Source organism: Tabrizicola sp. (assembly GCF_051645465.1).
Taxonomy (GTDB): Bacteria; Pseudomonadota; Alphaproteobacteria; order Rhodobacterales; family Rhodobacteraceae; genus Tabrizicola.
In genome coordinates, this window is sequence record NZ_JBOFBI010000386.1 from 1 (window position 1) to 3,446 (window position 3,446).

Genomic DNA, 3,446 nt, shown 5'->3' on the forward strand with positions numbered 1-3,446 from the left:
TGCCGAAGGCCCGCAGGCGGACCGGCCCGAACTCGGGGTCGCGGGCCATGATCGGGTTCTTCGTGCCCCACTTCTGGTCGTTGAAGCGGGTGGTGTTGACGAAGTAGATCTCGGACTTGAAGGGCGACTGGAAGCCGTGATCCCAGTGCTGCAGCGTCGTCAGGATCGGCATGTTGTTGGTCTCGAGCATGTAGAGACCGGGGGAGAAGACGTCGGCCAGCTGGCCTTCGTGGACGAAGACGGCGGCCTGGCCTTCGCGCACTGTCAGCTTTGCGCCGTACTTGATCGCCTGGCCGCGCCGGTCGAACCTCCAGACCATCGTGTCGCGGGTGTCATCGAGCCAGGAGATGACGTCGATGAATTCGCCTTTGAGAAAATCGAAGACCATGGCTTCCTCCGTTCAGGACAGGTCAACTTTCGCCGCCGGTCAGACGGCGCGCAAGGGATTCGACGATGGCGCGCGCCTCTGCAGCGGTCATTCCGGGGCGAAGCTCGGGGCTGTAGAGGATGCGCAGAAGAAGTTCATCATGATCGGTCAAGAGCGCGAATTCCTCATCGTCGTTGAAGATCGAGGGCCTTGCGCGCGGGCTGTCGTTCGGCAGGCCCAGGGCTTGCGCGATCTCTTCGTGGAAGCAGGAAAGCCGCAGAAGATCGGGGTGTTCGGCGCGGACAACTGCGACCGCGTTCCGGTAGCTGTGACTGTCGGTGCCGGAAATACTGAAGACATTGCAATAGGTTGTCTGGGGCATCCGGGTGATCGTGGAGATGACGTCGTCGTCGACACCAAGACCCAGGTCGCGAAGCACCGGGCCCATCGCCTCGCGCTCGTCTTCCGACACGATGTAGATCCAGAAGTTCGGATTGGCCTCATCCACGCGAACCGGATGTCCGGTCACGCGCGAGATGCGACTGAGGAAGCTTGCGATGCGGGCGCGATCGGTGGCCTGTTTGTCTGGTGCAACCGAGGCGCCGAAGCGGATGCTGACGCGGACCGGTTCGCTCCACCGTCGCAGCTCGGTCTCGGTTTCTCCGCGGATGACCCCGGTCGAATCTCGCCGGTATTCATTGAAAAGCGCTATGCGCATGAAGTTCTCGGACAGCATGTCGCTGGTGAAAGGCACCTTCGCGCCGCTGTCCGTGCGCAGCATGCCTTCGTTCAGAAGCGTCTGCTGGATCTGGGCGTAGTAGACCGTCGCGGCAGCACTTTTCGCGGTCGGTTCGGCCGCGACGACGGGCGACGCGGGGGCAGGGGGGGCGGCTGACGGTGCCCCCATCTGCATCGCGTCGCAGGCGGACAGGACAAGGCAGGCAGCAATGGCTGCCAGAATTCTGACTGTGCGTGATCCTGCCATGTCCTGCCCGCCGCTGCCTTTAGGCCGACGCCGCCGGGGCGGCCGGGGCTGGCTGGCGCGCCTTGGACGCGGCCAGGGCGTCGCGCAGTTCGGCCTCCATCTTCTCAAGTTCGGCCTCGGCTGCCGCTCGGCGGGTCTTGCCTTCGTCGGCGATGGCCAGGCTTTCGTTGATCGTCGCGATCAGCGTCGAATTGGCGTGCTGGATCGTCTCGATGTCAAAGACCCCGCGCTCCATTTCCTCACGCACCACCTTGTTCGCTTCCTGCAGGTTTTCCGCATTCGCTTTCAGAAGCTGGTTCGTCAGGTCGCTTGCGTCCTTGACCGCTTCCGCCGCTTCCTTCGACCGCTGGATCGTGACGGCCTGGGCAAGCTGCGTCTCCCAAAGCGGCACGGTGTTGACGAGGGTCGAGTTGATCTTCGTCACCAGCGATTTGTCATTTTCCTGCACCAGCCGGATCGACGGCAGCGACTGCATCGTCACCTGCCGCGTCAGGCGCAGGTCATGCACCCGGCGCTCCAGGTCATCACGGGCGGCGCGGAGGTCGCGGAGTTCTTGCGCCTTGATCAGTTTATCGGCCTCTGGAGCGGCACCGACGGCCGCTTCCTTCGCGGGAATCGCGGTCTTTTCGGTCTCTGCTAGCTTCGCTTCGCCAGCCGCGATGTAGATGGCCAGCTCGTTGTAGAAGGCGAGCGTCTTCTCGTACAGCACGTCCAGGCTTTTGATATCCTTGAGCAAAGTATGCTCATGGGTCAGAAGCTCCGATGTGATCTTGTCGATCTGGCCCTGCACGTCCTCATACTGCGCGACAAATTCCGCGAAGGGTGCAGCCCGGCCAAGCAGGCGCTCCCACCAGCTGGCGTCGCGCCGCAGGTCAAGCTCGTCGACTGCAAAGCCGCGGATCGTGGTGACGATCTTGCGAAGGCTGTCGCCAGCGGGACCGACATCCTTGTTCTTTACATCTTGCAACATCGCCTGGCTGATGACCTGCAGCTCGGCCTGCGCGGACGAGCCGAAGGCGATGATCGACTGGGTGTTTGCCAGATCGACCTCACCCATCCGCTTCTTGATCGCCTCGGCCTGATCAGGCGTTGCGGTTTCAAGCGGCACGACCTCGGCCACGGGCTCGGGCAGGATCACGGCGGTCACTTTCTCGACTTCGGTCAGAAGGGCGGCGGCGTTGGATTGGACGGTCTCGGACATGGGCAATCCTCCTAGAGGTCAATGATCAAGTTTAAGTCGGTCACGCAGAACGGCGATTTCGACATCAAGGTCAGTGCGGCTGTTCGACAGGAACGCGGTGGTCTTCTGGGCGAAGGTGGTTTCAAGATCGGCAAGCAGGGCCTCGTACTCGGTCCGGGCAGAGGCATCGCGCGTCTGGGCATAGTGGTCGGCGAATTTCACCGTCGCATCGCGGGCGCCCATCAGGTAGACGGACATGTACTTGCGCGCAGCCGTCAGATCGCCCGGATCGCCTTCGATAGTGCGGAAGAGGCCGCGGGCGGCTGAGGCGAACTGGCCCACCCGCCGCTCAAGTGCCCGGTCCTTGGCCCGCAGAATCGCATCCTGCATGGCCGCGAGGTGCTTTTCGCCCTCTTCGACAGCATGGGCAACGCGCCCGGTCTGGAAGGTGTCGACGCCTTCCATCCCCTTGTCGGCCATCGGGTCAAGCCCGAACGAGAGGAGATGGAGCCCCGCGCCAACGAGCGCGTAGAGGGCCGGGTAGAGGACGCCCTGATCGGCAATCACTCCGCCCACGGCAAGGGCGGCCCCCGCCAGCACCGCGCCGAAGATCTTGCGCGGGAAAGCGGGGCGGTGGGCAAGCTTGCGAGCGTTGTAGGCAGCCTCGGCCTTCAGACCTTCGCGTGTGAGCCAGGCAGAGAGCACCAGAAGACCCCCGGCGGCGAGGCCCAGAAGCATCTCGCGCGGGCCGTCGCCGAATGCGGGGAACAGGAACAGGAAGGCCGAAAGGAAGAGGACGGTCGTCCGCCACAGGCCCTGCGGCCGGGGTTCCGCCACGGACACCTGGGTCTGCGTCTGGTGGTTGCCGGTGGGCGAGTACTTGCCGCCGAAGCGTTCGGCCATCACGTGCCTCC

Annotated in this window: 4 protein-coding genes; all 4 read right to left on the reverse strand. The window is 63.8% G+C overall.

The window, feature by feature from the left end:
- Nucleotides 1–388: SPFH domain-containing protein (locus ACRCSW_RS23560; RefSeq protein WP_438708089.1), on the reverse strand; the 388-nt coding region annotated here is incomplete at its 3' end.
- 22 nt (nucleotides 389–410) lie between these two features.
- Nucleotides 411–1,352 carry a DUF2927 domain-containing protein gene (locus tag ACRCSW_RS23565; RefSeq protein ID WP_438708090.1) on the reverse strand — a complete coding sequence of 314 codons (942 nt, stop codon included), beginning with the start codon at nucleotides 1,350–1,352 and terminating at the stop codon, nucleotides 411–413.
- Between the two features lie 19 nt (nucleotides 1,353–1,371).
- A complete protein-coding gene (locus tag ACRCSW_RS23570) occupies nucleotides 1,372–2,553 on the reverse strand; it encodes a toxic anion resistance protein (RefSeq protein WP_438708091.1) in 1,182 nt (393 codons plus the stop codon).
- A gap of 18 nt (nucleotides 2,554–2,571) precedes the next feature.
- Nucleotides 2,572–3,446: 5-bromo-4-chloroindolyl phosphate hydrolysis family protein (locus ACRCSW_RS23575; protein WP_438708092.1), on the reverse strand; the 875-nt coding region annotated here is incomplete at its 5' end.